We start from the raw sequence: 21,156 nt of genomic DNA, 5'->3' as shown, positions 1-21,156 counted from the left end.
TCACACATCTCCCGCGATCGTGTTCCGCTCGCTGGGCTGGACGTACACCAGGCCGTCCCCCTCGAAGCGGATCTGGAAGGCCTCGCCGCCGCCCTCGCCCATGAATGTGCGGAATGTCACACCGGACTGGAAGGACTGGCTGAGGTTGCCCTGGTGGGCGATGTAGGCGCCGGGGTCGACTGTCAGCGGGTACTGGCGGCTGACCCGCAGGACGACCGCCGGGCCGTCCGACATGATGGCCGCCTGGCCGTGTCCCTCGACGGTCGTCGTGAACAGCCCGTTGCCCTGGGAGGCGCCGCGCAGGCCGGTGAAGGACGTGCCCGTCCTCAGGCCGGCGTCGGTCGCGAGCAGGTTGCTCGACTCCACGTACAGCTTGTCCCCCTGGAGACTGACGAGGTTTATCTCCGAGGCCCGGTCCGCGAACCAGCACGTCCCGTGCCCCGACACCTCCATCACGGTCATCTGCTCGCCGGTGATGCGCCGGGTGACCATGCCTCGGATCCCCTCACCACCGCCGCTCATCTTCTTGAACGCCATCTGCCCGTCGTACGCGACCATCGAGCCGTTCTTCGCCTTCACGGCGTCCCCGGTCATGTCGACGGCCAGCACCTTGCTGCCTTGGAGTCGAAACATCGCCACGGAGTGAAGGTAGCTGGCTGGAAGCGGTTGCGGACAGATGTGGGGGGGGTGGAGGTCGGGTTGTGGGGTGGGTGCGGGTGCGGTGGGGGCGGGCGTTTTGCGCCCACGCGGCGGAGCCGCATATGGACACAGTCCCGCGCCCCTGGATGCCTGCGGCGGCCTGTGCGGCCTCGGTGGGGGCTTGTGTAGCGCGTGCGGTGTGGTTTTTGGTCGGGGCCGGGGCGGGGGGTATCCGTCCTCGGTCCGGCGGCTCGGTCCCTTGGGCAGGGCTCTGTAACGGACGCCGGCCGCTGCGGGCGGACACCCCCCACCCCGTCCCCTTCGCGCCGTACGCGGCTAACGGCCCGTCGTGGCGCGCGGTCGCGGCGGAGGAAGGTGTCGAACGGTCCGTCGTGGCGCGTGAGGTGGCGAACGTTCCATCCTGGCCGGGGCGACCGCACCCACCCAGGGGCGCGGGGAACTGCGCGACCAGCCACAACGCACCCGCACCCGCCCGACCGGCTCACCCGGCAGCTTCATAGGCCCCTGACCCCCCGGACTGGACCGTGGAACCGTTTGTCACAATGGACGCACGCTTGTGCGTTCGTTCACAAACCGCCAGACCGACGACGTACCTCCCACCGAAGGTGACCCGTGGACCTCAAGACAGCCTCCGCCATCCGCCGCCTCCGCCTTGTCTCCGCGCCCGAGGCGGTCTCGTTCCTGCTTCTGCTCGTCTGCTCGGTGCTGAAGCGGACCACGGACTTCAACGCCGTGCCGGTGATGGGCATGGTCCACGGCGTCCTGTTCATCCTGTACGTGATCTTCTGGCTGGACGCCTGGTTCCGGGTCAAGTGGTCCGCGAGGACGGGGATCTGGTTCTTCGTGCTCTCCGTGCTGCCCACCGGCGGCTTCTTCGCCGAGCGCAGGCTCAAGCGCGAGGCCGAGGACGCCGTCATCGCCTCCCGCGCCCGCAAGGCCCAGGAAGGGATCGTGAACGCATGATCGTCGCCTTCTCCGTGACCCCGCTCGGGGTCGGCGAGGACGTGGGGGAGTACGTCGCCGACGCGGTGCGGATCGTCCGTGAGTCGGGGCTGCCGAACCGCACCGACGCCATGTTCACCTCGATCGAGGGGGACTGGGACGAGGTCATGGACGTCGTGAAGCGTGCCGTGGCCGCCGTGGAGGCACGGGCGCCGCGAGTGTCGCTGGTGCTCAAGGCGGACATCCGGCCCGGCGTCACGGACGGTCTGACCTCCAAGGTGGAGACGGTGGAGCGGCACCTCGCCGACTGACCCGACCGCGACACAGGCGAACCCCGGCCCGCGCGGGCCGGGGTTTTCTCGCCCATCCTGATTGAGCGATCGCTCAAAAACGTGTACCTTCCTGTCCAGTGAGTTTGAGCAGTCGCTCAAACAGGCAGCTCACCTGGGGGAACCAATGGGGCTCTACATAGAGGCACGCATCCGTGCCGATCTCGACGACCTCTGGACCCGGACACAGGAACCGTCCCAGCACCAGCGCTGGGACCTCCGCTTCACCCGGATCACCTACCTCCCGCGCGTGGAGGGCGAGCCGCAGCGCTTCCGCTACGCCACGCGCGTACTGCCCGGTCTCACCGTCGCGGGCACGGGTGTCTCCGCAGGGGAGCGCGAACGCCCCGACGGCACCCGCACCTCCGCCCTGCGCTTCTCTTCCCCGCACCCGCTCTCGCTCCTGGCGGAGGGCAGCGGCTACTGGCGTTACGTCCCCGACGGTGACGGCGTCACCTTCCTCACCGGCTACGACTACCGCCCTCGCTGGGGCCGCGTCGGCGCCGTGGCCGACCGCCTGCTCTTCCGCCCCCTCATCGGCTGGGCGACGGCCTGGTCCTTCGACCGGCTGCGGCTGTGGCTGGAGCGGGGGATCACCCCGGAGCGGGCCCTGTGGAACTGGCTGGCCGAACTCCTGGTCCGCGCCCTCGTCGTGCTCGTCGCCGGTACCGGCCTCGCCCTGGAGCGTTTCCTGGACTTCTTCGGCCCACTGGCGGCGTCCATGGCCTACGTCTCGCCGTTGCTCCTCGCCCTCGCCATCTCCCTGGCTCTGTTCAAGTCCCCCCTGCCCGGCACCCCGGCCGCCCGCCGCTGTCTGCGCCGGCCCCCCACGCGCGTGCGTGCGCCGCGTGTCCTTCGCACCCTGGAGACCCCGCGATGACCTCGATGTTCCGTACGGTGATGGGCGCCGACTTCGACCGCCTCCACCCGCAGCTCCAGCGCCGCTTCTCGGTCGGCCTGACGACCGGCGAGGCCTGCACCGGCCGGGGCGTCATGGACCGCATCTGGCACGGCGGGGCGTTCGTGAAGCCCTTCCTGGCCCTCGGGACGACCCGCAACATCCTGGTGCCGAGACCGGGGCGGAACGTGCCGTTCGTGATCGAGAACGTCCCCTACGCGGACACCTACGGCCGTGAGACGGTGACCTTCGTGCGCACCTTCCACCTGCCCGGCCGCCCCCGCCGCTTCGACGCCCAGATGGTGCTGAGCCCCAAGGGTGACCGCATCCTCGACTACCTCGGCACCCACCAGCACCTGGCCAGCGAGCTGCACTTCCGCGCCGAGCCCGACGGCTCGCTGCTGATCCGCTCCGGTGAGCACCGGTTCCGGGAGGGCGCGGTGGACGTCCGGGTGCCCGAGCTGATCGGCGCGACGGCGGAGGTGAGGGAGTCCTACGACGAGAGGGCGGGCCGTTTCCGCATCAGTGTCCGGGTCGTCAACCGGTACTTCGGCCCGCTCTTCGGCTACGAGGGCGGCTTCGAGGCGACGTACAGCGACATCGCGGCCTGCGGAGTCCGCCCCGGTCTCCGTCCCCTCCGCGAGGAAGCGCGCGCGTGAGCCCCGAGTCCGCGAAGTCCCTGGAGACCAAGACCAAACTCCTGGAGGGCGCGCTGCGCACCCTCACCGAACAGGGCATCGCCAAGACCTCCGCCCGTACGGTCGCGGCGGCTGCCGGGGTCAACCAGGCGCTGGTCTTCTACCACTTCGGCTCCGTCGACGAACTCCTCGCCGCGGCCTGCCGCTACGGCGCGGAGCGCGCGGTGGCCCGTTACCGGGAACGGCTGGCCGCCGTGACCTCGCTGTCCGAACTCCTCGCGGTGGGACGGAAGGTCCACGAGGAGGAGCGGGCCGGAGGACATGTGGCCCTCCTCGGCCAGCTGCTGGCCGGCGCCCAGACCCACGCCACCCTCGGCCCCGCCACCGCGGCGGGCCTGGAACTGTGGATCGCCGAGATCGAGCAGGTCCTCACCAGAGTCCTCGCGGCCACGCCCTTCGGAGAGTTCGCCGACCCCGCGGGCCTGGCCCGTGCGGTGGCCGCGTCCTTCGTGGGCATCGAGCTGTACGAAGGGGTCGACGCGTCCGGTGCCACCGCGGCCCTGGACGCCCTGGAGCAACTCGGCGTGCTCGTCGCCGCGCTGGAGGACCTGGGCCCGGTCGCCCAGCGCGCGGTACGCCACCACCTCCGCAGGACGGGCCGCCGGTAGCTGCGCTGGGCCTGGGCGGGGTGCCTATGGGGGTGCCGGGCCCTGTTGTGGGGCGAGTGCGGGCCGGTGGGGGCTGGTCGCGCAGTTCCCCGCGCCCCTGGGTGGGTGCAGTCACCGGCGCCACGACGGGCCGTTGGCCGCGTAAGGCGGCAAGGGGACGGGGTGGGGGGTGTCCGCCCGCAGCGGCCGGCGTCCGTCACCGAGCCCTGCCCAAGGGACCGAGCCGCCGGACCGAGGACGGATACCCCCCACCCCGGTCCCGACCCACCCACCGAACGGAACGCGCTACACCCGCCCCCACTGAGGCCGCAGCTGCGCCGCAGGCATCCAGGGGCGCGGGGAACTGCGCAAAACGCCCGCCCCCACCGAACCCGCACCCGAACCCCAACCCCACTCCGCCCAACCCCACTCCGCCCAACCGCCGGAGGCAACCGTCTGAAAGGCGAGACACTGCTGACCACCATGTGACCGGCCGGTAAGGTCGGTGCCGTGCCGAAGCCGCTCAGTCTTCCCTTCGACCCCATCGCCCGCGCCGACGAACTCTGGAAGCAGCGCTGGGGAAACGTGCCGTCCATGGCGGCGATCACCTCGATCATGCGCGCGCACCAGATCCTGCTCGGTGAGGTGGACGCGGTGGTCAAGCCGTACGGGCTGACGTTCGCGCGGTACGAGGCGCTGGTGCTGCTGAACTTCTCCAAGGCCGGCGAGCTGACGATGTCGAAGATCGGCGAGCGGCTCATGGTGCACCCCACGTCGGTCACCAACACCGTGGACCGCCTGGTCAGGTCGGGCCTGGTCGACAAGCGACCCAACCCCAACGACGGCCGCGGCACCCTCGCCTCCATCACCGACAAGGGCCGCGAGGTCGTCGAGGCCGCCACGCGGGACCTCATGGCGATGGACTTCGGCCTCGGTGTGTACGACGCCGAGGAGTGCGCGGAGATCTTCGCGATGCTGCGCCCGCTGAGGATCGCCGCGCACGACTTCGACGAGGACTGACCCGCGGGAAGATCGCCCGGAACGCGTGGTTACGCTCGTAGGCATGAAAAAGAGCGTGCTGACCCGCTACCGCGTCCTGGCCTACGTCACCGGTGTGCTGCTGGTCCTGCTGTGCCTGAGCATGATCGCCAAGTACGGCCTCGACATCGACGGCGCCGCGGACGTCACGCGCGTCGTCGCCATCGCGCACGGCTGGCTGTACGTGGTCTACCTGGTCTTCGCCTTCGATCTGGGTTCCAAGGCGAGGTGGCCCATCCTCAAGCAGATCTGGGTACTGCTCGCCGGAACGATTCCGACGGCCGCATTCTTCGTGGAGCGGAAGATCAGCCGCGAGCTGGAGGGCAAGTTCACCGAAGGGGCTCCCGCCCCCGTCAAGGCCTGACCCCCACCGCCGTACGGCACGCGTACGGCGGTCGCCTGTCGACGTTTACTAGGACGTCCTAGTAACTTCGAGGGTATGGACGCTGACGCCATCGAAGAGGGCCGCCGACGCTGGCAGGCCCGGTACGACGCCTCGCGCAGGCGTGCGGGCGACTTCACCACACTCTCGGGTGATCCCGCGGAGCCGGTGTACGGGCCGCGGCCGGGGGACGTCTACGAGGGCTTCGAGCGGATCGGGTGGCCGGGGGAGTACCCCTTCACGCGCGGGCTGTATCCGACCGGCTACCGGGGGCGGACCTGGACCATCCGGCAGTTCGCCGGGTTCGGGAACGCCGAGCAGACCAACGAGCGGTACAAGAAGATCCTCGCCAACGGGGGCGGCGGCCTGTCGGTCGCCTTCGACATGCCGACCCTGATGGGGCGGGACTCCGACGATCCCCGCTCGCTCGGCGAGGTCGGGCACTGCGGGGTCGCCATCGACTCGGCGGCCGACATGGAGGTCCTGTTCCGGGACATCCCGCTGGGCGACGTGACGACCTCCATGACGATCAGCGGGCCCGCCGTCCCCGTCTTCTGCATGTACCTGGTCGCGGCCGAGCGGCAGGGCGTGGACCCGTCCGTCCTCAACGGCACGCTCCAGACGGACATCTTCAAGGAGTACATCGCGCAGAAGGAGTGGCTCTTCCAGCCCGAGCCGCACCTGCGCCTGATCGGCGACCTGATGGAGTACTGCGCGGCCGGCATCCCCGCCTACAAACCGCTGTCCGTCTCCGGGTACCACATCCGCGAGGCCGGTTCGACGGCCGCGCAGGAGCTGGCGTACACCCTCGCGGACGGGTTCGGGTACGTCGAGCTGGGGCTCAGCCGCGGCCTGGACGTCGACGTGTTCGCGCCCGGACTCTCCTTCTTCTTCGACGCGCACGTCGACTTCTTCGAGGAGATCGCCAAGTTCCGGGCGGCGCGCAGGATCTGGGCGCGGTGGATGCGGGACGTGTACGGGGCACGGTCCGAGAAGGCGCAGTGGCTGCGGTTCCACACCCAGACCGCGGGGGTCTCGCTGACCGCGCAGCAGCCGTACAACAACGTCGTCCGTACGGCGGTGGAGGCGCTGGCCGCGGTGCTCGGCGGGACCAACTCCCTGCACACCAACGCCCTGGACGAGACCCTCGCACTGCCGAGCGAGCAGGCCGCGGAGATCGCGCTCAGGACTCAGCAGGTGCTGATGGAGGAGACCGGGGTCGCCAACGTGGCCGATCCGCTGGGGGGTTCGTGGTTCGTGGAGCAGCTGACGGACCGGATCGAGGCGGACGCGGAGAAGATCTTCGAGCAGATCAGGGAGCGGGGGCTCAGGGCCCATCCGGACGGGCGGCACCCGATCGGCCCGATCACGTCCGGGATCCTGCGTGGGATCGAGGACGGCTGGTTCACCGGGGAGATCGCGGAAGCGGCCTTCCGGTACCAACAGGCCCTGGAGAAGGGCGAGAAGAGGGTCGTGGGGGTGAACGTCCACCACGGATCGGTCACCGGGGACCTGGAGATCCTGCGGGTGAGCCACGAGGTGGAGCGGGAGCAGGTGCGGGCCCTGGGCGGCCGTAAGGCGCAGCGGGACGAAGGGGTAGTGCGAACTGCCTTGGAGGCCATGCTCGTTGCCGCCCGCGACGGGTCCAACATGATCGGGCCGATGCTGGACGCGGTGCGGGCGGAGGCGACGCTCGGGGAGGTCTGCGGGGTGCTGCGGGACGAGTGGGGGGTGTACACGGAACCGCCAGGGTTCTAGGAGCCGGGCCCGGCTTCCGGGTGGGTTCCCCCGGCAAGGTAACGATGTGATCAATTAGTGTCGTATTTGTCTTCCCTTGTCGTCTGTTGAGGTCTTCGTGGGAATTATTTGACCTTCCCGTGAAGATCACTCCATGAGAGCGTCGTGGGGTAAGCGGTGGCGCCGGCTCATGGGGGGCGAGTGCCGGCGCATGCCGCACGGGGGGAAGTCGCTGCGGCGACAACCACGTCGTCTGTCATGCGCTTTCCTCATTACGTTTTGACTACTACGTTTCGGCTACACGGACCCGTCCGCGTCCGCGGCTCCTCGAAGTCCCAGCAGCAGCACGCGCGTCAGGCTGCGCACCCATGCCGCGTCGGCCGGCTCCGAGCTCACCAGGCAGCGGTGCACCACCGAGCCCGCGACGATGTCGAAGATGAGGTCCACCGTGCGGGCGGACTCCAACGGGTCCGTCTCCGGCGGGAGTTCGCCGCGGGACTGGGCGCGGCAGCGCCCCTCCAGCACCAGCCGCTTCTGCCGTTCGACGATCGACTCCCGGATGCGCCCGCGCAGCGCGTCGTCCCGCGTCGACTCCGAGATCACGGCCATGAGACCGCTCTGCGCCTCCGGCCGCATCAAGATCGCCGCGAACTGCAGGACCACGCCCTCGATGTCGTCGGCCAGGGTCCCGCTGTCGGGGAGTTCCAGTTCGTCGAAGAGTTCGGCCACCGCGTCCACGACGAGTTCGTTCTTGCCGGCCCAGCGGCGGTACAGGGTGGTTTTAGCGACCCCCGCACGGGTAGCCACATCTCCCAGCGTGAGCTTCGACCAGCCCAGCTCCACCAGCGCCGCCCTGGTCGCCGCGAGGATCGCCGTGTCCGCCGCGGCACTGCGCGGGCGTCCTGCGGCGCGGGGGGCGGGGGTGCGGCTCTGCATTCTCCGACCATAACGGGCGGTTCTCGAGACCCAGTGAGGGAGATCACCGGGGTGGGGTACCGGGCAGGCACTGAGTGCCATTACGCTACGACTCGTAGCGAAAGCTCGCGACGGACGTACGCGGGCGACGGTGCGCACGGCGCGGGGTGGGGACCCGGCGTCAGGACCGCGCCGCACGACCGGCTTTCACAGCGCTTTTCACAGACGCGCGCGCACGGGGGAGGATAGACGCATGCAGCCACGGAACATGTCCATGAGCGGAGTCGTCGACCTCGCCGCGGTGAAAGCGGCCCAGGAGGCCAAGGCGAAGGCGGAGCAGGCGCGCGCCGAAGCGGCCAGGCAGGGCGGCGGCCCGGGCGCCGTCTCCCCGGCCGATCTCGTCATCGACGTCGACGAGGCGGGGTTCGAGCGCGATGTCCTGCAGCGGTCCACCGAGGTCCCGGTCGTCATCGACTTCTGGGCCGAGTGGTGCGAGCCCTGCAAGCAGCTGAGCCCGGTGCTGGAGCAGCTCGTCCTCGAGTACAACGGACGCCTGCTCCTCGCCAAGATCGACGTCGACGCCAACCAGATGCTGATGCAGCAGTTCGGGGTGCAGGGCATCCCGGCCGTGTTCGCCGTCGTCGCCGGGCAGGCCCTGCCGCTCTTCCAGGGCGCGGCCGGCAAGGAGCAGATCCAGCAGACCCTGGACCAGCTGGTGCAGGTCGCCGAGGAGCGCTTCGGCCTGACCGGTCTCACGGTCGACCCGGACGCCGAGCGGGGCGCCGCCCCGCAGCCCGCGGCCGTACCGGCGGGGCCGTACGACGCACTCCTCGAAGCCGCCGTACGCGCCCTGGACGCAGGGGACTTCGGCGGGGCCGTCCAGGCGTACAAGAACGTACTGAGTGACGACCCCGGCAACAGCGAGGCCAAACTGGGGCTCGCCCAGGCCGAGTTGCTCCAGCGGGTGCAGAGCCTCGACCCGCAGCGGACGCGCAAGGAGGCGGCCGAGAAGCCCGGGGACGCGCAGGCGCAGATCGCAGCAGCCGACCTGGATCTGGTCGGCGGTCATGTCGAGGACGCGTTCGGACGGCTCATCGACACCGTGCGGCGCACGGCGGGCGACGAGCGGGACACCGTACGGATTCGGCTACTTGAGCTCTTCGAGGTGGTCGGTGCCGACGATCCGCGGGTGGCGGCGGCCCGCAGGGCGCTGTCCCGCGCCCTGTTCTGAGCGGGGAGTCGGAGCGGGGCGCGAGTCCGGTTCTGACCAGTCGCTAAACACTCCGGCATGTGTTGCCGGAGTGAAAGATTCGCCGTCAGGGGGTCACTGCGGCCGCGCTTTGCCAAAACTTGGTAAACGCGGCCGCTGTTACTTCCAGTAAGTCAGCGGCGTTGATCTGTCGGATTCTGTCCATCCATAAACTGCTTTGTCCTCCCCCTGTTTGCCACCCAGCGTCGCCGACCGAGACCAGCGGGTCGTTGTTCGGTTATCCGCCCGTTACTACCGAGTAACGAAGCCCCTTGTGCGGGCGGCGAGAATGCACCACGATCGGCGACGCTCGGTCCTTTCCCGTACCCCGACAGCCGGTCGGGCCGCGGGATTCCTAGGGTCCCCACCGAGCAGAGCAGGCGGCAGGTGCGCAGGCTCTTGGACAGGGGGGTCTTCGCCCAACGGCGGAGCCTGTCCAGCAAGGTTGTGCGTGATGCGTGTCAGGCGCGACCAAGTGGTTGTCGCTCGGGGGTGATCGCCGGTGATCGGTGCGCGGTTCGCGCCTCCGAGGACGGGCGCTCTCCTTCCCGAGGACGTAGCACTTCTCCCATCCCTGCCCGGCTGAGCCGTCCTTTCGAGAGGGCAGTCAGGGCCAGGAGATGTACGTCCGAGAAGGAGGAAATATGGAGTCCCAGGTGCGTGGCGGGACAAGATGGAAGCGGTTCGCTGTGGTCATGGTGCCCAGCGTTGCCGCCACGGCTGTGATAGGTGTCGCCCTCGCGCAGGGCGCACTTGCCGCGTCGTTCAGTGTGTCGGGGCAGGAGTTCAAGGTTCGGGCCGGCCAGCTCGTCGGCTACGACATGAACCAGTACGGCGCCATTGACTCGGGCAAGGGTCTTGACGGCAAGGACCAGGCGCACCCGGTGTCGGTGTCGGCGTTCGACCACGCCACGATCACCAACATGTGCCAGTCCGTGGTCACCCCGGTTCCGTTCCTGAACAAGTCGGTCACCCTGAAGCTGACCGCGGGTGACAAGGGCACGGCGGTCGAGGCCGACAAGATCTACATCGATGTCGCCAACCTCGACGCAAAAGATGCCGTGTTCTCGAGCATCAACATCGGTGTCCCCGCCGGGACCACCAAGGGGAACACCCCGAAGCCCAAGACCGCGGACGGGGAGCAGTCCAACCCGTTCGGGTTCGCCCAGCAGGCCGACAAGGCCGTGCTGACCGATGTGAAGCAGACGGCGTGGGCCACCACGGCCGGCACCTTCAAGCTCTCCGACCTCCACATGGGTCTGAGCTGGGGCAGCGGCGACGGGATCGAGTGCTACTAGGCGCTCAGTGACGGGCGGGGGAGCCGTTACGGTCCCCCGCCTGCCATCTCCCGCCCGTCGCCTTCACATCCCCCCAACTTCATCATCGCGATACACCCTCATCAAGAGCAACGCCGCACCAGGGAGCTGTTTTCCATGAGCGCCGAGAGTCCTGCCGCGCCCGGCCAGTTCGACCGCCGGAGGCAGCAGTTCCGCGCGTGGCGGGGCACCCGCCCGTTCTGGGCGGGGCTGTTCGTCATGATCAGCGGACTTCCGATCATGTACTTCCCGTATGCGCACCTCAAGCTCGGTGGCCTGACCATCGCCATGGCCACCACGGCGGGCGCGGGATCCTTGATCATCGGCGTACTGCTCGTCGTCCTGGGCATCACCCTCTGGTTCCAGAAGCACGTACGCACCTTCGCGGGTGTCGCGGCGATCATGCTCGGGCTGGTGTCCCTCCCCGTCTCCAACTTCGGCGGCTTCATCGTCGGCTTCCTCTTCGCGCTGCTCGGCGGGGCGATGGCCGTGGCGTGGGCGCCGGGCGTACCGCCCGCGGAGGAGCCGGCCCAGCAGGACACGACCGGTGAGGGCGGCGCGCCCGAGGCCACGGACTACGACACCACGCTCCTGCGGCCGGTGAACCCGGTGGGCGAGCCGAACGATCTGTCAGGAACGAGCCCGGTCAACGGGGCGAACGGGAGGCACAGTGCCGGCTGACGAGGCGACCCACGGGGCTGACGTTGAGGCGTCCCGTGCGAGATCCGGGCCCCGCCACGCGGCACCCAAGAAGCCGCTGATCACCAGGTTCCACATGCCGGCCGGCAAGGCGATAGCCATGGCGGCGATGCCGACGGCCGTTCTCATGGGCATCGGGTTCACGCCGACGCTCGCGCTGGCCGATGACGCGCCGACCGCGAAGAGCCTGACGGCGGACGAGTACAAGGACTGCGTCGCGGCCCTGAGCGACAGTGCCTCCCCGTCCGCCTCGGCAAGTGCGTCCCCGTCCACCGACGACACCACGGCGACGCCGTCCCCGTCGGCGACCTCCGGCTCGGGGTCCGGCTCAGGCTCGGGCTCGAACGGTTCCTCCTCGTCGGATTCGGGTTCCGGCGACAAGGCCACGCCCACGCCGTCCCCCTCCGCCTCGGCGAGCAAGGAGGAGAGCAGTTCCTCCTCCGGCTCCGGCGGCTCGGCCACCGCCACGCCGTCCCCGTCCGCCTCCGCGAGCGACGACGGCAATCTCCTCACGGACATCGGCGACGCGATCACCGGGATCTTCACGGGCGGCTCCGGCTCCGGCGGTTCCTCCAGCGCCACCCCGACGCCGACTCCCTCGGCCTCGGCGTCCAAGAGCGCGGGCGACACCGCGGGTGACACCGTCGACAAGACGACCGAGAAGGTCACCGACACGGTGAAGGACACCGTGAAGGACACGACCGACAAGGCGTCCAAGGCGACCGAGGACACCACCAAGGCTGTCCAGGACGCCACCAAGGCGGCCGAGGAGGCGGCGGCGGACGCCACGGCCTCCCCGAGCCCCTCGGCGAGCTCCAGCACCGACCCGGGGGACTGCCCGGCCGCCACAGACGAGGTGGGCGACACCGAGCCCGGTATCACGGTGGCGGACAACTCCTGGACCCTCAAGGCCAGTTCGCTGCTCCTCAAGGGCGCCGACTACCAGGGTGTCGTCAAGGTCAGGACCGCGAGCGGCAAGACCAAGAGGGTCCTGAAGTACGTCATATCCGGCGGCACCGAGATCGGTGACCTCCACCAGACCGTCACCGACCGCGGCACGACGTATCACGTGCAGGCGGGCAAGGGCATGAAGCCGTCCACGATCACCGGCGGCAAGACGGTCATGTACACCGAGAGCATCTCCGGCAACCTGCTGGGGCTGATCCCGCTCACGTTCACCCCGGACAGCCCTCCGCCGCTGAACATCCCGGTGATCTACTTCACCAATGTGACGGTCCAGCAGGCCGCCCAGTACGGCGGGACGCTGACGGTGCCCGGCATGCGCCAGTACAGCGAGGGCTGACCAGGCCCCTCACGAACCCTTCCGGGAGCCGCAGAGCGACTGTGCCCCGCCGGGCCCGACCCGGCGGGGCACAGTCGCGATCAGTCGCCCCTCCGGAAAACCCCATCACGGAATCCACCCGGGTCGGCGGCCTGGTCTGGTCCCGTCGTTCATCTCGTCCGAGTCGAGACGGAGCACGGCACGGTCGAGTCGACCGACGCGCACCCGTACTGGATCCAGGACCGGGACTGGACCGAGACCCGGGACCTGCGTCCGGGCGACGAGCTGCGGGCCCCGGACGGCGGACGACGCGCTGAGGATGCTGCTGTCAGGGGAACCGCGCCTACCCCGGGCGGTTCAAGGCTTCAACCCCTCTCACCGGCAGCTCTGCCTCGCCAGCGAGGCGCTGGCCGTGGACGGGACCACGACCCGCGTCACCTGAGCGAACGGCACCGGCTCACGGCGGAGGACGCCGAGTACACCTGGATGCTGGACCCGGAGGGCGACAGCTTCGTCGTCAGCGGCACACCGAGCCGGCGCGAGGCCGCGTACGCGCTGATGGGCGACCGGCAGGCCCTGTACGACGCCTCCCTGCCCTGGCCGCCGGACTTCCCCGCGGAATCCGGCGCGGTCGGCTGAGGCCCTGACACACACCGAGGGCGCCCCCCGTCACGGGGGGCGCCCTCGGCCTCGTACAGGGTGCTTACTGCGCCGCGCCGCCGATGTGGTGGACGCGGAGCATGTTGGTCGTGCCCGCGACGCCGGGGGGCGAGCCGGCGGTGATGATGACGATCTCGCCCGGGTTGAAGCGGTTGATCTTGGCGATCTCCTGGTCGACCATGTCGACCATCTCGTCCGTGGTGTTCACGAACGGCACCACGTGCGACTCCACGCCCCAGCTGAGCGCCAGCTGGTTGCGGGTGTCCTCGTCGGTGGTGAAGGCGATGATCGGCTGCTGCGCGCGGTAGCGCGACAGGCGCCGGGCGGTGTCGCCGGACTGGGTGAAGGCCACCAGGCCCCGGCCACCGAGGAAGTCGGCGATCTCGCAGGCCGCGCGGGCCACCGAACCGCCCTGCGTGCGGGGCTTCTTGCCGGGGACCAGCGGCTGGAGGCCCTTCGACATCAGCTCCTGCTCGGCCGCGACGACGATCTTCGACATCGTCTTGACGGTCTCGATCGGGTACGCGCCCACGCTCGACTCCGCCGACAGCATGACCGCGTCCGCGCCGTCCAGGATCGCGTTGGCCACGTCGGAGGCCTCGGCGCGGGTCGGGCGGGAGTTGGTGATCATCGACTCCATCATCTGGGTCGCCACGATCACCGGCTTGGCGTTGCGGCGGCACAGCTCGATCAGGCGCTTCTGCACCATGGGGACCTTCTCGAGCGGGTACTCGACGGCCAGGTCGCCACGGGCCACCATGACGGCGTCGAACGCCATCACGACGCTCTCCATGTTGTCCACCGCCTGCGGCTTCTCCACCTTGGCGATGACGGGGACCCGGCGGCCCTCCTCGTCCATCACACGGTGGACGTCGTCGACGTCCTTGGCGTCCCGGACGAAGGACAGCGCGACCATGTCGCAGCCCATGCGCAGCGCGAAGCGGAGGTCCTCGATGTCCTTCTCGCTCAGCGCCGGGACGTTCACCGCCGCGCCGGGCAGGTTGATGCCCTTGTGGTCGGAGACGACACCGCCCTCGATGACGATCGTCTTGACCCGCGGGCCCTCGACGTCCAGGACCTTCAGCTCGACGTTGCCGTCGTTGATGAGGATCTGGTCGCCCCGGGAGACGTCACCGGGCAGGCCCTTGTAGGTCGTCCCGCAGATGGTCTTGTCACCGGGGACGTCCTCGGCGGTGATGACGAACTCGTCACCGCGCTCCAGCTCGACCGGACCCTCCGCGAAGGTCTCCAGCCGGATCTTCGGGCCCTGGAGGTCGGCGAGGACGCCGATGGCCCGGCCGGTCTCCTTGGCGGCGGCACGGACGCGGTCGTACCGCCCCTGGTGCTCGGCGTGCGAGCCGTGGCTGAAGTTGAAACGGGCCACGTTCATGCCGGCTTCGATCAGCGAGACCAGCATCTCGTGGGAGTCGACCGCGGGGCCGAGAGTACAGACGATTTTCGAACGGCGCATGGGGCGATCCTATCGGTTTGTTTCGCTGCGGAATATTCCGCCTGGTGGAAGATACAAATGGGCGGGGTCGCGCTCAGTTGCGGTTACTGCTCAGTTGCTTTTCTTCTTCGACCAGCGCGTAGGTCTGTGTCGCGATTTCCAATTCCTCGTCCGTCGGCACCACGGCCACCGCCACCCGGGCGTCCGCCGGCGAGATCAGTCGCGGCTCGTCGCTCCGTACGGCGTTCAGCGCGTCGTCCACCGCCAGGCCAAGGGACTCCAGGCCCGCGACGGCGGCCTCGCGCACCGGTGCCGCGTTCTCCCCGACGCCGGCCGTGAACGCGATCGCGTCCACGCGGCCGAGCACCGCGTAATAGGCGCCGATGTACTTCTTCAACCGGTGAATGTAGATGTCGAATGCGAGCTTCGCCTGTTCGTCGCCCTCGTCGACCCGGCGGCGGATCTCCCGCATGTCGTTGTCCCCGCACAACCCGATCAACCCGCTCTTCTTGTTGAGAAGAGTGTCGATCTCGTCCGTGGACATTTTGCCAACACGCATCAAATGGAAGATGACGGCGGGGTCCATGTCCCCGGAGCGCGTACCCATCACAAGCCCTTCCAACGGCGTCAGCCCCATGGAGGTGTCCACGCATCGGCCGCCCCGCACGGCGGACGCGGACGCGCCGTTGCCGAGGTGCAGCACGATCACGTTCACCTCTTCCGGCGCCTTCCCCAGCAGCTTCGCCGTCGCCCGGGACACGTACGCGTGCGAGGTGCCGTGGAAGCCGTACCGCCGGATGCGGTGCGCGTCAGCGGTCTCCACGTCGATCGCGTAGCGCGCCGCGGACTCCGGCATCGTGGTGTGGAACGCGGTGTCGAAGACGGCGACCTGGGGCAGGTCCGGTCGCAGCGCCCGCGCGGTGCGGATGCCGGTGAGGTTGGCCGGGTTGTGCAGCGGGGCGACCGGGATCAGCCGCTCGATCTCCGCGAGCACGGCCTCGTCGATCACCGTCGGCTCGGTGAAGGTCTTGCCGCCGTGCACCACGCGGTGGCCTATCGCGGCCAGCTCGGGGGAGTCCAGGCCGAGCCCGTCCTTCGCCAGTTCCTCCGCCACGGCCTTCAGCGCCGCGTCGTGGTCGGCGATCGGGCCGGTCCACTCGCGGGACCCGCCGCCCTGGGGCGTGTGCCGGAGACGGGAGCCCTCCTCGCCGATGCGCTCGACGATCCCCATCGCCGGCCGGCTGCTGTCCCGCATGTCGAGCAACTGGTACTTCACCGACGAGGAACCGGAGTTGAGGACGAGGACGCGGGTGGCACTCACTGGGCGGGAGCCTTCTCTGTCGGAGCGGTCGGGATCTGGGCCTGGATCGCCGTGATGGCGACCGTGTTGACGATGTCCGAGACGAGAGCGCCCCGGGACAGGTCGTTGACGGGCTTGCGCAGACCCTGCAGCACCGGGCCGACGGCGATCGCCCCGGCCGAACGCTGCACGGCCTTGTAGGTGTTGTTGCCCGTGTTGAGGTCGGGGAAGATCAACACGCTGGCCTGGCCCGCGACTTCGGAACCCGGCAGCTTGGTCTCCGCGACGGTCGGCTCGACCGCCGCGTCGTACTGGATCGGCCCCTCGATCTTGAGGTCGGGCCGCCGCTGCCGTACCAGCTCGGTGGCCTCCCGCACCTTGTCGACGTCGGCGCCCGAGCCCGACGTACCGGTGGAGTACGACAGCATCGCGATCCGCGGCTCCACACCGAACTGCTCGGCCGTCGCCGCCGACTGGATGGCGATGTCGGCGAGCTGCACGGCGTCCGGGTCGGGGTTCACGGCGCAGTCGCCGTACACCAGCACCTTGTCGGCGAGGCACATGAAGAAGACCGACGAGACGATGTCGGCGTCCGGCTTCGTCTTGATGATCTCGAAGGCCGGCCGGATCGTCGCCGCCGTGGAGTGCACCGACCCGGACACCATGCCGTCGGCGAGGCCCTCCTGGACCATCAGCGTGCCGAAGTAGTTCACGTCGGAGACCACGTCGTAGGCCAGCTCGACCGTGACGCCCCGGTGCGCCCGCAGGGCCGCGTACTTCTCGGCGAAGGCATCGCGCAGTTCGGAGGTCGCCGGGTCGATCAGCCGGCAGTCGCCGAGGTCGATGCCGAGGTCGGCGGCCTTCTTGCGGATCTGGTCGACCGGGCCGAGCAGCGTCAGGTCGCAGACACCCCGGCGCAGCAGGACCTCGGCCGCGTGCAGCACGCGCGGCTCGGTGCCCTCGGGGAGCACGACCCTGCGCTTGTCGGAACGGGCCGTCTCCAGGAGCTTGTGCTCGAACATCATCGGTGTGAGGCGGTCGCTGCTCGGCGCGGAGACCCGGTGGGCGAGCTCGGCGGTGTCGGCGTACCGCTCGAAGAGACCGAGCGCGGTCTCCGCCTTGCGCGGGGTGGCCGCGTTCAGCTTCCCCTCCAGCGCGAAGAGTTCGGCGGCGGTGGGGAAGCTGTTGCCCGCGACCGAGAGCACCGGGGTGCCGGGGGCGAGACGCGCGGCGAGGGTGAGGACCTCGTCGCTCGGCACCTCGTCCAGGGTGAGCAGCACACCGGCTATCGGCGGGGTCCCGGCGCTGTGCGCGGCGAGCGCGCCGACGACCAGGTCCGCGCGGTCGCCCGGGGTGACCACCAGGCAGCCCGGGGTCAGGGCGTTCAGGAAGTTCGGCAGCATCGCGCCGCCGAACACGAAGTCCAGCGCGTCCCGGGCGAGCCCGGAGTCGTCGCCGAGGATCACCCTGGCTCCCAGGGCCTGCCCGATCTGCGCGACGGTGGGCGCGGCGAGGGCCGGATCGTCCGGCACGACGTAACAGGGCACCGGCATCCGGCCGGACAACCGCTCGGCGATCTCGTCGCGGTCCTCCCGGGCCACCCGGTTGGTGACCATGGCGAGGACGTCGCAGCCCAGGCTGTCGTAGGCCCGGTAGGCGTTGCGGGTCTCGGCGAGCACCGACTCGGCGGGCTGCGTACGGCCGCCCACGACCGGGATCACGGAGGCGCCGAACTCGTTGGCGAGGCGGGCGTTGAGCGCGAGCTCGTCCGGGAGCTGGGTGTCGGCGAAGTCGGTGCCGAGGACCAGGACGACGTCGAAGTCGCGGGCCACCAGGTGGAAGCGGTCGACGAGGGTGGAGACCAGCTCGTCGGTGCCGCGCTCGGCCTGCAGCGCGGAGGCCTCGTGGTAGTCGAGGCCGTAGACGGTGGCCGGGTCCTGGGAGAGCCGGTAGCGGGCGCGCAGCAGCTCGAAGAGCCGGTCGGGACTGTGGTGCACCAGCGGCCGGAACACCCCCACCCGGTCGACCTGGCGGGTCAGCAGCTCCATGACCCCCAGCTCGACGACCTGGCGGCCGTCGCCGCGGTCGATCCCGGTCACGTACACGCTGCGGGTCACGCGTGATCTCCCTCTCTCGCACTCTCTCGCACGGGTCATGAAAATCGCCCACCGAGGTGAGCGGAAACCCTCTTGACAGTACCCCGGTCGATCGATAGGGCGCCCGCCAGCACGGGATGCGACGGTGCTCCGCGGGGACGTGAAAGAATCGGGACAGGCTCACCGGTATCAACAGCGAGCAGGAGACACAGCACGATGCGCATCGGAGTTCTCACCGCAGGCGGAGACTGCCCCGGCCTGAACGCAGTGATCCGGTCGGTCGTGCACCGCGCGGTCGACCATTACGGCGACGAGGTCATCGGCTTCGAGGACGGCTACTCCGGCCTCCTGGACGGCCGCTACCGCGCTCTCGACCTGGACAGCGTCAGCGGCATCCTGGCCCGCGGCGGCACCATCCTCGGCTCCTCCCGACTGGAGCGCGACCGGCTGCGCGAGGCGTGCGAGAGCGCCTCCGACATGATCCACCAGTTCGGCATCGACGCGCTGATCCCGATCGGCGGCGAGGGCACGCTGACCGCCGCCCGCATGCTGTTCGACGCCGGTCTCCCGGTCGTCGGCGTCCCGAAGACGATCGACAACGACATCTCCTCCACCGACCGCACCTTCGGCTTCGACACCGCCGTCGGTGTCGCCACCGAGGCGATGGACCGCCTCAAGACCACCGCCGAGTCCCACCAGCGCGTGATGGTCGTCGAGGTCATGGGCCGGCACGCGGGCTGGATCGCCCTGGAGTCCGGCATGGCCGCCGGCGCCCACGGCATCTGCCTGCCCGAGCGCCCCTTCGACCCGGCCGACCTGGTCAAGATGGTCGAGGAGCGCTTCGCCCGCGGCAAGAAGTTCGCCGTGGTCTGCGTCGCCGAGGGCGCGCACCCCGCCGAGGGCAGCATGGACTACGGCACGGGCGAGATCGACAAGTTCGGCCACGAGCGCTTCCAGGGCATCGGCACGGCCCTGGCGTACGAACTGGAGCGCCGCCTCGGCAAGGAGGCCAAGCCGGTCATCCTCGGCCATGTCCAGCGCGGCGGCGTCCCCACCGCGTACGACCGGGTCCTCGCCACCCGCTTCGGCTGGTACGCGGTGGAGGCCGCGCACCGGGGCGAGTTCGGCAGGATGACCGCGCTCAAGGGCACCGACATCGTGATGGTGCCGCTCGCGGAGGCGGTCACCGAGCTGAAGACGGTCCCGAAGGACCGGATGGACGAGGCGGAGTCGGTCTTCTAGCCCCGTCCAGACCCCGTCGGCGGTTCCGGTTCTACGGCCGGCTCTCGACCGCGTCCCAGAACCGCTCCACGATGTCGTCCAGGAACTCCTGGCCGGCCTCGCCGGAGCGTTCGCCGCCCCCGCCCCAGCTCAGGGTGGACACCATCTGCCCCTGGTACTGCCGGTGCAGATCCATCAGGGTCTCCTCCACCAGGCGCCGGTCCAGGGGCACGATCTTCGCCACCTGACGGACGTAGGCCTGCCAGCGGGTGCTGACCGCTCCGCGCAGGCATTCGGCGAGCCGCTTCTCGCGTCCCGTGACGGCGACGAAGTCCGGCAGGGTCAGCTCCAGCAGATCGGCGAGGGCGGCGGACTGGCGGTCGGTGCCGCGCCACTCGTCGCGCTCCTCCATGCCGAGGTAGACGAGCAGTTCCAGGCCCACCGCACGGGCCACGGCCTCGGGGGCGATGCCGCGCGCCACCCGGTGTTCGCGCAGGGTGCGGGGGCGGCCGATGAGTTCACCGGGGGAGCACCACAACACGCCCGACAGAGCGGTGAGTTCCGGACTGGTGGGGCAGACGATCCCGCGCTCCCAGGCGAGCACGAGATCCGGGGTGACGTAGGGGAGCCCGTACGAGACGCGCAGCCCGTAGGCCACGTGCTCGGGACCCATGCCGAGAGCGACACGGAGTCTGCGGGCGGTGAGGTTGTCGAAGGGCGGTCCGGGCTGGTTCGGCAGGGCGGGGGGTCGGCGCACGGCCCACAAGCTAGGGGCGCCGGAGTGCGGTGACTACGGTCTGTTCGGCCAGGATCACGGATTGTAGGAACCTACGGTTTCGGCCGTGGGTTCGGGCTGGCCGAAGATCGTCTGTCGGGGGCGCGGGGGTGGTGACGAGGATGGCGCCGGGTGCCCGGGCGGGTGGCCGGAAAGAGGTGTGATCTTCGTGTACGAAGTGAATGGCAAGGTAGAGGGGCATATTCGCGAGCGGCTGCTGGCGCCGAACTTCTGGCACCTCGCGACGGTCGGTCCGGACGGCGCGCCGCAGGTCTCGCCCATGTGGGCGGACCTCGAAGGTGAGTTCGTCATGGTCAACACGGCGATCGGACGTGTGAAGGAGGAAAACCTGCGGCGCAATCCGAACGTTTCCCTCTCCCACCACGACCCCGAGAACCCCTACGACCGCGTCGAGATCCGGGGCCGGGTGGTGCGGTTCGTGGAGGGCGCCGAGGCGGAGCGCTCCATGGACCGGCTCACCCGGAAGTACATCGGCGAGGAGCGGTACCCGTGGCTGCTCGCGGGGGAGCGCCGGGTGATGCTCCTGATCGAGCCGGTGCGGGTGCGCAGGGTGGTGGGCGTGGAACCGTTCCGTCCCGGGGTGCTGCGGGAGGAGTGAGGGCGCGCGGCCGTGCGGCTCGGCGGCCGGGTCGCACCCTGTGAATCCCGTCGGCTCCCGGTAGTCAGCCTCCGCGTCCTGGGCAGGTGCTCTGGCCGGCGTCGTGGATTGTGCCCGTCTTCGGGTCCGGGTCTGCCTGAGCAGGGGTGTGCGGGTCCGCGCGGCCTGTGCCGGGTTTCGGGGGGTTGGCGGCCGGTCGGGCGGGCTCGGCGGCCGGGTCGGTGGATTCTCCCGGCTCCCGGTAGTCAGCCTCCGCGTCCTGGGCAGGTGCTCCGGTCGACGTCGTGGAATGTGCCCGTCTTC

The 21,156-nt window shown here is 69.8% G+C and carries 20 protein-coding genes and 1 pseudogene; 15 read left to right on the top strand and 6 right to left on the bottom strand.

All coding sequences use genetic code 11. The annotated features are described in order from the left end of the window. Complete coding sequence (locus RKD20_RS13950; RefSeq protein ID WP_031051516.1) at positions 1-633, bottom strand: AIM24 family protein; 633 nt, start codon at positions 631-633, stop codon at positions 1-3. A gap of 639 nt (positions 634-1,272) precedes the next feature. Between RKD20_RS13950 and RKD20_RS13945 the strand changes: the two genes are divergently transcribed. The 8 genes from RKD20_RS13945 to RKD20_RS13910 all read left to right on the top strand — a co-directional run bounded on the left by RKD20_RS13945 (position 1,273) and on the right by RKD20_RS13910 (position 7,292). Then, complete coding sequence (locus tag RKD20_RS13945) at positions 1,273-1,623, top strand: DUF3817 domain-containing protein (protein WP_424878017.1); 351 nt, start codon at positions 1,273-1,275, stop codon at positions 1,621-1,623. Then, positions 1,620-1,913 (top strand): MTH1187 family thiamine-binding protein, encoded by a 294-nt coding sequence (locus RKD20_RS13940; protein ID WP_007384762.1) that lies wholly within the window; start codon positions 1,620-1,622, stop codon positions 1,911-1,913. Before RKD20_RS13945 ends, RKD20_RS13940 begins: the two co-directional genes overlap by 4 nt. Before the next feature lie 145 nt (positions 1,914-2,058). After that, positions 2,059-2,811 carry a hypothetical protein gene (locus RKD20_RS13935; protein ID WP_424878016.1) on the top strand — a complete coding sequence of 251 codons (753 nt, stop codon included), beginning with the start codon at positions 2,059-2,061 and terminating at the stop codon, positions 2,809-2,811. Beyond that, the gene (locus RKD20_RS13930) at positions 2,808-3,488 is read left to right on the top strand and encodes a DUF4166 domain-containing protein (protein WP_424878015.1); all 681 of its coding nucleotides are present in this window, start codon (positions 2,808-2,810) and stop codon (positions 3,486-3,488) included. The genes RKD20_RS13935 and RKD20_RS13930 overlap by 4 nt, the downstream gene beginning before the upstream one ends. After that, positions 3,485-4,135, top strand: coding sequence for a TetR/AcrR family transcriptional regulator (locus RKD20_RS13925; protein ID WP_424878014.1), 651 nt, complete (start codon positions 3,485-3,487; stop codon positions 4,133-4,135). The genes RKD20_RS13930 and RKD20_RS13925 overlap by 4 nt, the downstream gene beginning before the upstream one ends. A gap of 489 nt (positions 4,136-4,624) precedes the next feature. Further along, positions 4,625-5,134 carry a MarR family winged helix-turn-helix transcriptional regulator gene (locus RKD20_RS13920; RefSeq protein WP_424878013.1) on the top strand — a complete coding sequence of 170 codons (510 nt, stop codon included), beginning with the start codon at positions 4,625-4,627 and terminating at the stop codon, positions 5,132-5,134. 43 nt (positions 5,135-5,177) lie between these two features. Then, on the top strand, positions 5,178-5,516 hold the full coding sequence (locus tag RKD20_RS13915; RefSeq protein WP_424878012.1) for a DUF3817 domain-containing protein: 339 nt from the start codon (positions 5,178-5,180) through the stop codon (positions 5,514-5,516). A 75-nt stretch (positions 5,517-5,591) separates the two neighbouring features. Continuing rightward, positions 5,592-7,292, top strand: coding sequence for an acyl-CoA mutase large subunit family protein (locus tag RKD20_RS13910; RefSeq protein ID WP_424878011.1), 1,701 nt, complete (start codon positions 5,592-5,594; stop codon positions 7,290-7,292). Between the two features lie 276 nt (positions 7,293-7,568). On the opposite strand, the gene RKD20_RS13905 is transcribed toward RKD20_RS13910, so the two are convergent. Next, positions 7,569-8,207, bottom strand: a complete 639-nt coding sequence (locus RKD20_RS13905) for a TetR/AcrR family transcriptional regulator (protein WP_424878010.1) — start codon at positions 8,205-8,207, stop codon at positions 7,569-7,571. Positions 8,208-8,439: 232 nt separating this feature from the next. Between RKD20_RS13905 and RKD20_RS13900 the strand changes: the two genes are divergently transcribed. The 5 genes and pseudogenes from RKD20_RS13900 to RKD20_RS13880 all read left to right on the top strand — a co-directional run bounded on the left by RKD20_RS13900 (position 8,440) and on the right by RKD20_RS13880 (position 13,371). Then, complete coding sequence (locus RKD20_RS13900; protein WP_424878009.1) at positions 8,440-9,417, top strand: tetratricopeptide repeat protein; 978 nt, start codon at positions 8,440-8,442, stop codon at positions 9,415-9,417. Positions 9,418-10,079: 662 nt separating this feature from the next. After that, positions 10,080-10,733, top strand: coding sequence for a DUF6230 family protein (locus RKD20_RS13895; protein WP_424878008.1), 654 nt, complete (start codon positions 10,080-10,082; stop codon positions 10,731-10,733). A gap of 135 nt (positions 10,734-10,868) precedes the next feature. Continuing rightward, positions 10,869-11,432: a DUF6114 domain-containing protein gene (locus tag RKD20_RS13890; RefSeq protein WP_424878007.1), complete on the top strand. Its 564-nt coding sequence runs from the start codon at positions 10,869-10,871 to the stop codon at positions 11,430-11,432. Further along, positions 11,422-12,753, top strand: coding sequence for a hypothetical protein (locus RKD20_RS13885; RefSeq protein ID WP_424878006.1), 1,332 nt, complete (start codon positions 11,422-11,424; stop codon positions 12,751-12,753). The genes RKD20_RS13890 and RKD20_RS13885 overlap by 11 nt, the downstream gene beginning before the upstream one ends. Before the next feature lie 298 nt (positions 12,754-13,051). Continuing rightward, positions 13,052-13,371, top strand: a pseudogene (locus tag RKD20_RS13880) (hypothetical protein). Positions 13,372-13,435: 64 nt separating this feature from the next. Here RKD20_RS13880 and pyk read toward each other — a convergent pair. The 3 genes from pyk to pta all read right to left on the bottom strand — a co-directional run bounded on the left by pyk (position 13,436) and on the right by pta (position 18,259). After that, positions 13,436-14,863 (bottom strand): pyruvate kinase, encoded by a 1,428-nt coding sequence (gene pyk / locus RKD20_RS13875; RefSeq protein ID WP_424878005.1) that lies wholly within the window; start codon positions 14,861-14,863, stop codon positions 13,436-13,438. 73 nt (positions 14,864-14,936) lie between these two features. Beyond that, on the bottom strand, positions 14,937-16,163 hold the full coding sequence (locus RKD20_RS13870; RefSeq protein ID WP_424878004.1) for an acetate kinase: 1,227 nt from the start codon (positions 16,161-16,163) through the stop codon (positions 14,937-14,939). Continuing rightward, positions 16,160-18,259, bottom strand: a complete 2,100-nt coding sequence (gene pta / locus RKD20_RS13865) for a phosphate acetyltransferase (RefSeq protein WP_424878003.1) — start codon at positions 18,257-18,259, stop codon at positions 16,160-16,162. Before pta ends, RKD20_RS13870 begins: the two co-directional genes overlap by 4 nt. Positions 18,260-18,454: 195 nt before the next feature. On the opposite strand from pta, the gene RKD20_RS13860 reads away from it, so the two are divergent. Further along, positions 18,455-19,480 (top strand): ATP-dependent 6-phosphofructokinase, encoded by a 1,026-nt coding sequence (locus RKD20_RS13860; RefSeq protein ID WP_351994437.1) that lies wholly within the window; start codon positions 18,455-18,457, stop codon positions 19,478-19,480. Between the two features lie 31 nt (positions 19,481-19,511). On the opposite strand, the gene RKD20_RS13855 is transcribed toward RKD20_RS13860, so the two are convergent. Then, positions 19,512-20,216, bottom strand: a complete 705-nt coding sequence (locus RKD20_RS13855) for a helix-turn-helix domain-containing protein (protein WP_424878002.1) — start codon at positions 20,214-20,216, stop codon at positions 19,512-19,514. Between the two features lie 178 nt (positions 20,217-20,394). On the opposite strand from RKD20_RS13855, the gene RKD20_RS13850 reads away from it, so the two are divergent. Further along, positions 20,395-20,853 carry a PPOX class F420-dependent oxidoreductase gene (locus RKD20_RS13850; protein ID WP_424878001.1) on the top strand — a complete coding sequence of 153 codons (459 nt, stop codon included), beginning with the start codon at positions 20,395-20,397 and terminating at the stop codon, positions 20,851-20,853. Positions 20,854-21,156 lie beyond the last annotated feature (303 nt).

The sequence above is a fragment of the Streptomyces sp. SLBN-8D4 genome (assembly GCF_049739545.1).
Taxonomy (GTDB): Bacteria; Actinomycetota; Actinomycetes; order Streptomycetales; family Streptomycetaceae; genus Streptomyces; species Streptomyces canus_C.
Note: the sequence above shows the minus strand (reverse complement) of the source record. Positions and strands in the feature narration are given on the sequence as shown.

What these genes read in the sequence shown, in the direction of transcription:
- RKD20_RS13930 (WP_424878015.1), top strand. Translation starts at nt 2,808, where the DNA reads ATGACCTCGATGTTCCGTACGGTGATGGGCGCCGACTTCGACCGCCTC.
- pyk (WP_424878005.1), bottom strand. Translation starts at nt 14,863, where the DNA reads ATGCGCCGTTCGAAAATCGTCTGTACTCTCGGCCCCGCGGTCGACTCC.
- RKD20_RS13910 (WP_424878011.1), top strand. Translation starts at nt 5,592, where the DNA reads ATGGACGCTGACGCCATCGAAGAGGGCCGCCGACGCTGGCAGGCCCGG.
- RKD20_RS13905 (WP_424878010.1), bottom strand. Translation starts at nt 8,207, where the DNA reads ATGCAGAGCCGCACCCCCGCCCCCCGCGCCGCAGGACGCCCGCGCAGT.
- RKD20_RS13915 (WP_424878012.1), top strand. Translation starts at nt 5,178, where the DNA reads ATGAAAAAGAGCGTGCTGACCCGCTACCGCGTCCTGGCCTACGTCACC.
- RKD20_RS13900 (WP_424878009.1), top strand. Translation starts at nt 8,440, where the DNA reads ATGCAGCCACGGAACATGTCCATGAGCGGAGTCGTCGACCTCGCCGCG.
- RKD20_RS13950 (WP_031051516.1), bottom strand. Translation starts at nt 633, where the DNA reads ATGTTTCGACTCCAAGGCAGCAAGGTGCTGGCCGTCGACATGACCGGG.
- RKD20_RS13940 (WP_007384762.1), top strand. Translation starts at nt 1,620, where the DNA reads ATGATCGTCGCCTTCTCCGTGACCCCGCTCGGGGTCGGCGAGGACGTG.
- RKD20_RS13895 (WP_424878008.1), top strand. Translation starts at nt 10,080, where the DNA reads ATGGAGTCCCAGGTGCGTGGCGGGACAAGATGGAAGCGGTTCGCTGTG.
- RKD20_RS13935 (WP_424878016.1), top strand. Translation starts at nt 2,059, where the DNA reads ATGGGGCTCTACATAGAGGCACGCATCCGTGCCGATCTCGACGACCTC.
- RKD20_RS13890 (WP_424878007.1), top strand. Translation starts at nt 10,869, where the DNA reads ATGAGCGCCGAGAGTCCTGCCGCGCCCGGCCAGTTCGACCGCCGGAGG.
- RKD20_RS13860 (WP_351994437.1), top strand. Translation starts at nt 18,455, where the DNA reads ATGCGCATCGGAGTTCTCACCGCAGGCGGAGACTGCCCCGGCCTGAAC.